Here is a 5,831-nt window from a genome sequence, read left to right as displayed (position 1 = left end):
CGAAAATGGCTATTTTTCTTGATTCTTACTCGTATCATAAAACAAATGATAATGTAACATATGGTCATTGATGGTTCGAATTATAGGCTGTTCCCCAATACTTTACCCTTTACGATGGTCTTTTCAAATAGTACCCTTGGAAAAAATCTGCTCCTAATTCCTTCATTGTTTCAAACTCGCCTTCGGTCTCGATTCCTTCGGCCACCACGCTTATTTTTCTTGCATGAAATGCATCAATTATTTCACGCAATTGTTCCTGTCTGTACGTATCTTTATCAATATCGGTCAGTAATGTCCGATCTATCTTTACAATATCAGGGTTAGCAGCATCGATCACATCAAAATTATTAATGCCTGTACCAAAATCATCTATGGCAATCAGGTTATTATTAATATCTGCATATTTTCTTTTTATCTGCGCAATTTCTACTGATAAATAAGGGTATTCCAGTGACTCCAAAATCATTGCATTCTTATGTCCGCCATAGTACGAAATAAAAGCATCAACTTCCTCTTTACTAAAAAATTCACTGGGAAATGTATTAATCGATAAGTATTCCTTATATCCCCTGATAAAATATGCTTGAGTTGCACCAAATAAAGTAGCAACCTCTAATACATGTAATTTGCCCTGCTTTTCATATTCCGCTATAAGTTCAGTTACATCCATATCGTGGGGCCTCATAAGTGCTTCCCACGCAAAGACAGTCTTTCCATCTGGGTAAAATATGGGCTGAAAGACATAATCTATTTTCAATTCATTTAAAGCAGCTAAGATATCTTTGGATAATGGTAGATCATCAAAATAAATCATAATATTTCCTTGCCTTTACAATTGACCTATTTTTCGCCACTCTCACAACAATATAGTATCATTTAACGGCTAATAAACAAATGAAATATAGATAAATAATTGATAAAACGGAAAATAAGAAATCAGCCTCCCAAAGCTCTTTTCCCCTCCTCAAAACAGTACCCAAATGAACGACCCTCAGATTTGCGGCTATTCCCGGATCCGGGGGGCCATACTTTGGGGATAAAGTATATATTTTATAAGGTGTTCACTCATCTCATGAAAAAATGTGGTACTGTGGATGAGAGAATGTTTAATTGAGGAGTAATAAGCATATGAAAAAGACAGAGTTTTTCAAACCCTGTCTCTCTTTTGAAATAATACATTGACAGATATCTATGTATATGTTACTATCAACACATAGATGAATATCAATGTGAGGAGGGATTATGGCTAAATTAGACGAAGTATTGGTATGCAAGGCTCTTGGTGATCCCAACAGAATGGAAATCGTTAAGATGCTTTCTGATCAGGAGAAGTGCGGATGCAAACTTCTTGAAAAATTCGATATTACTCAGCCCACTCTTTCTCATCACATGAAGATACTGGTGGAATCAGGCCTTGTTAACGATAGAAAAGAAGGCAAATGGCACTACTATTCAATAAACACAGACGTGATGAGAGGATTCTGTAATTTTATAAAAACTCTATGTAATGATACTACCGGGAAATGCTGTAAGGGAGGATCGTGATGTGGGACTTTATTAATACTCAAATCCTGGGAATGAAATGGTTGAGCATTTTAATCAGCAAGCTCCTGTCAGCATTAGGAGTGGATACAGATAGCAGGATAGGTGGCAGTATACAGTTTTTTTTCTATGATGTGATAAAGATTTCGATCTTTCTGTGTTTGCTTATCTTTGTGATTTCATATATCCAGAGCTTTTTTCCGCCGGAGCGTAGCAGGAAGCTCATGGGAAAATTTCGCGGAATTGGGGCAAATATCGTAGGTGCTTTACTTGGAACCGTAACACCATTCTGCTCATGCTCATCCATCCCGATATTTATGGGATTTACGAGTGCCGGATTGCCGCTTGGAGTAACGTTCTCTTTTCTGATCTCATCTCCGATGGTAGATCTGGGGAGCCTCGTACTGCTTATGAGTATCTTTGGCGTACGGATAGCCATCGTTTATGTTGTGATGGGGCTGATGATTGCTGTTGTAGGTGGATCTTTGATCGAGAAATTACATATGGAAGACCAGATTGCGGATTTTATCAGGAATGCGAACAGTAGTGTTGATATAGAAACTCCGAGCCTCACTGTTAAAGAACGATTGATCTATGCCAAGGACCAGGTAGTATCTACAGTAAAAAAGGTGTTTCCATACATTCTGATAGGAGTCGGGATAGGCGCTGTGATACATAACTGGATTCCGGAAAGCTGGGTCAGGACAGTGCTTGGAGGAATAAATCCCTTTGGAGTGATACTTGCAACGATTCTGGGAATTCCGATGTATGCTGATATCTTTGGCGTGGTCCCTATAGCAGAGGCACTCCTGTCCAAGGGCGCTTTGCTTGGTACGATCTTAAGCTTTATGATGGCAGTGACTACACTCAGTCTTCCTTCACTCATTATGCTGAAGAAAGCTATTAAGACAAAACTGTTAGGAATATTTATAGCTATCTGTACAGTGGGTATCATCATTGTCGGATATGGTTTCAACGTATTTCAATATTTATTCATCTGAAGGAGGATAGGGCATGAATATTAAAGTATTAGGTGGAGGATGTAAAAGCTGTGAGGCACTCCTTGCATCCGCAAAGGAAGCAGTGGCTCAAAAAGGGATTGATGCGGAGATAGAGTATATCACTGATATGGAAAAGATTATGGGGTTTGGGGTGATGAGTATGCCGGCTCTTATAATCGATGGAAAAGTAGTTTCAGCCGGAAAAGTTCTTAAAGCGAAGGACGTTGAAAAATTTTTATAGAAGATTTCAGGGATATGGAGGAGAATATTATGCTTTTTGAAACGAAAAAGTGTACTAATCCTGATATTGTGAAAGAGCTTTTTGTTGAGTATTCGCATATCAAAGGGGCAGAAAGCTGTTTTGTTTCCTTTGATAAGGATTTGAATGATCTGCCTGGGTATTATTCAGGTGGAGCGATAATAGTAGGATATGAAGAAGATAAACCCATTGCTTGTGTTGCCATAAAAAAAATAAGCGACGAAACCTGTGAAGGAAAGCGTCTGTTTATCAGACCGGAATACAGAGGAAAAGGATATGCAAGGATAATGCTCAAAGCAATGACGGATAAGGCTTTTGAACTTGGGTTTAAGGAATTGATTTTCACAACGAAACCGGAAGTTATGAGAATTGGATATAGCCTATATAAGCGTTTGGGATACGAAGAATTATCAGAGGAAAATGGTATTGTATCAATGAGAATAGATCTTAGAAAGGTGAATGAATTTAATGATGATTCGGAAATATGAGGAAAAAGACCTTGAGCAGATGATAGGCATCTGGAATGAGGTTGTTGAAGATGGAATAGCATTTCCACAGGAAGACTTTCTTGATGCTGTGTCAGGAAAAGAGTTCTTTGAGTCACAGAGCTATACCGGTGTAGCAGAAGATGATGGTCAGATAGTTGGCTTATATATATTGCATCCTAATAATGTTGGCAGATGTGGGCATATTTGCAACGCGAGCTATGCAGTAAATTCTAAGTGCCGAGGTCAGCATATCGGAGAAAAACTTGTAAGAGATTGTCTGCTTAAAGCGAAGAATATCGGATTTAGAGTATTACAGTTCAATGCAGTAGTAGAGAGTAACATACATGCAAGGCATCTATATGAAAGACTTGGCTTTGTACAGCTTGGCACTATTCCGGGCGGATTTAGGATGAAGGATGGGCATTACGAAAATATTTGCCCATACTATCGCGTACTTTAATTTCCAGTACATATGACAATAGAGAGGTTGATATGAATTTTCTATTTGTAGCACTTGGTGGCGCCTTGGGTGCAGTAGCGCGATATGCAATAAGTCTGATTCCTGTTAAGACTTATTTTCCGATATTAACTCTGATCACAAATATCCTCGGTGCCATACTAATTGGATTCGTTGTTGGAATTACCAGTAATCGAGAAAGGGTATCTGATTATACCATTCTTTTCTGGAAAACAGGTGTGTGCGGAGGTTTTACCACATTCTCTACATTTTCCCTTGAAGCTTTTAATTTGTTTGAAAAGAAACAATATATGAATGGCGGATTATATGTGGCGCTAAGTTGTTGTTGCTGCATATTTGGAATTCTATGTGGAAAAAAACTCGCGACAATGATAAAACTTTGAATTCCAGTTGCCATAAATAGGTGGTATTCTGCCTATATCAAAGGGATAGGGAATAGAGGCAGTTAATTTTACATAAAGTGAACCCCATGTCAAGGACACACGCATTATTTTTTGGCAGTATTTATTGCCAATGCTGATGGTAGTTGATTGGTTACCTTATAGTGATAGTATTCATTTGGTGCCATACCTTGTAGCTGCACCTGATACCTATCGTTATTGTAATAGTTGATCCAGTCATTTATCCTGTACTGAACATCATCGAATGTCTTCCAGGCTTTTATATAAGGATTAAGTTCATCCTTCATATGTCCAAAGAAGCTCTCCTGTGGTGCATTATCCCAGCAGTTACCTCTTCTGGACATTGATTGTCTAAGGATTGAGTTCTGGATCAGTTCTCTAAACTTAACGCTAGTATAATGACACCCTTGGTCACTGTGGATTATGGTAGTAGCATTCAAAGAGTATAAGTGATTCCTCATTAGTTGAAGTACTGTTTCCAACACAAAGTCTACTTCAAGTGATTCACTGAGTTGAAAAGCCAACACCTGCATTGTGTAGGAATCAATAATCACTGAGAGATAGCAAAAGTCATCCTGTAACCTAATGTAAGTTATATCTGTTAATAGAACCTGACGCGGTCCATGGCTCTTGAATTGACGGTTAACAAGGTTAGGTGCTACAGCATTTGTCTTGAGCGCTTTTGCCATACGCCTATAGGGATTTGCCTTGCGAATTGGACACTTTAAACCATACTTCTGCATGAGCCTAATGACTTTCTTGTGATTCATGGGAGTGCCCATTCGGACAAGCCTCATGCATATGCTCCGGTACCCCTTGGCATATCCTCTGAAGTCATACGCCTGCTTTATAAGCGCAAAGTCCCGAAGGTCCTGCTCTTCACTGAGGACACGGTATTGGGAAGCAGCCTCTGATATGTAGCGATAATAGCCGGAGCGAGATACACCTGCTAGTTCACAGAGTTCCTTCACATCCAGACAACTGTCATTAGAGCAAACCTCTCTTTGAATGGCTTCAAATATATATTCCTTTTGGTGAACTAATTCCCCGGAGGATGAAGATATATATTTTGAATTTTTTTTAAAAACTCAACCTGCTGTTCAAGATGTACAATCCTCTGTTGCATTTCCTTGATGGATGTTGAAGTTCTCTGGGCATCAAGATCCTTTTGAGCATAAGCTTTGGTACGATCAGCCTGTGACAATCCTCTTGGCGCTTTTAAGCCCTCGGGAGAAGACGCTTCTGTAAGGATCCTCCTGCGTATGTTATCAATAGCAGCTCTTGTGAACAGAGAAGGATCATATCCAGCAGCCTTAAGGATTTTTGTTGTTGAAAGTCCATGATTTTTCGCCTGATTAACAAAAAACTCCTTGAACTCAAGAGTGAAAGTAATTTTATGAGGCGTAACAACATGCGTATAAGGATTCTGAGCAAGAAGCGCAACTTGTTCATTTGTGTAACTTGGTTTGTCTTTTGGATTCATATAGAGTTCCCCCTTTGCTAATTATATCAGCAAAGACAGCTGAATCCGTGTCCACATGATGGGATTACCACATTTTCATCAAAGAAATACAGCCAGTTTTATGTCCACACGTCGGATTCGTTGCGTAAAATCCTGCCAAAATGATTATTCGTCGTGTCCACTTCTTGGGGTCCATTTTA

General features: G+C 39.1%; 9 protein-coding genes. 6 read left to right on the top strand and 3 right to left on the bottom strand.

Annotation, left to right across the window (positions count from 1 at the left end):
* Window positions 1-109 precede the first annotated feature (109 nt).
* Complete coding sequence (locus J6O61_RS01495; RefSeq protein WP_292208687.1) at window positions 110-814, bottom strand: EAL domain-containing protein; 705 nt, start codon at window positions 812-814, stop codon at window positions 110-112.
* A 428-nt stretch (window positions 815-1,242) separates the two neighbouring features.
* Here J6O61_RS01495 and J6O61_RS01490 point away from each other — a divergent pair, with 428 nt between their 5' ends.
* From J6O61_RS01490 to crcB, 6 genes are read left to right on the top strand one after another with little or no spacing between them, the layout of a single operon-like run.
* Window positions 1,243-1,545: an ArsR/SmtB family transcription factor gene (locus tag J6O61_RS01490; protein ID WP_292208684.1), complete on the top strand. Its 303-nt coding sequence runs from the start codon at window positions 1,243-1,245 to the stop codon at window positions 1,543-1,545.
* The gene (locus J6O61_RS01485) at window positions 1,545-2,543 is read left to right on the top strand and encodes a permease (protein ID WP_292208680.1); all 999 of its coding nucleotides are present in this window, start codon (window positions 1,545-1,547) and stop codon (window positions 2,541-2,543) included. Before J6O61_RS01490 ends, J6O61_RS01485 begins: the two co-directional genes overlap by 1 nt.
* A 13-nt stretch (window positions 2,544-2,556) precedes the next feature.
* Window positions 2,557-2,784: a thioredoxin family protein gene (locus J6O61_RS01480; RefSeq protein ID WP_292208678.1), complete on the top strand. Its 228-nt coding sequence runs from the start codon at window positions 2,557-2,559 to the stop codon at window positions 2,782-2,784.
* A 29-nt stretch (window positions 2,785-2,813) separates the two neighbouring features.
* Window positions 2,814-3,290: a GNAT family N-acetyltransferase gene (locus tag J6O61_RS01475; RefSeq protein ID WP_292208675.1), complete on the top strand. Its 477-nt coding sequence runs from the start codon at window positions 2,814-2,816 to the stop codon at window positions 3,288-3,290.
* Window positions 3,271-3,750 carry a GNAT family N-acetyltransferase gene (locus tag J6O61_RS01470; protein ID WP_330613702.1) on the top strand — a complete coding sequence of 160 codons (480 nt, stop codon included), beginning with the start codon at window positions 3,271-3,273 and terminating at the stop codon, window positions 3,748-3,750. The genes J6O61_RS01475 and J6O61_RS01470 overlap by 20 nt, the downstream gene beginning before the upstream one ends.
* Window positions 3,751-3,782: 32 nt before the next feature.
* Window positions 3,783-4,151, top strand: a complete 369-nt coding sequence (crcB, locus tag J6O61_RS01465) for a fluoride efflux transporter CrcB (RefSeq protein ID WP_292208672.1) — start codon at window positions 3,783-3,785, stop codon at window positions 4,149-4,151.
* Window positions 4,152-4,255: 104 nt separating this feature from the next.
* On the opposite strand, the gene J6O61_RS01460 is transcribed toward crcB, so the two are convergent.
* Window positions 4,256-5,179 (bottom strand): IS3 family transposase, encoded by a 924-nt coding sequence (locus J6O61_RS01460; RefSeq protein ID WP_292208690.1) that lies wholly within the window; start codon window positions 5,177-5,179, stop codon window positions 4,256-4,258.
* A 29-nt stretch (window positions 5,180-5,208) separates the two neighbouring features.
* Window positions 5,209-5,652 carry an HTH domain-containing protein gene (locus J6O61_RS01455; protein ID WP_292206444.1) on the bottom strand — a complete coding sequence of 148 codons (444 nt, stop codon included), beginning with the start codon at window positions 5,650-5,652 and terminating at the stop codon, window positions 5,209-5,211.
* Between the last annotated feature and the right edge of the window lie 179 nt (window positions 5,653-5,831).

It is taken from the genome of Butyrivibrio sp., from assembly GCF_017635265.1.
In the GTDB taxonomy this organism is placed as follows: domain Bacteria; phylum Bacillota; class Clostridia; order Lachnospirales; family Lachnospiraceae; genus Butyrivibrio.
This window is presented reverse-complemented; position numbering and strand designations above follow the sequence as displayed.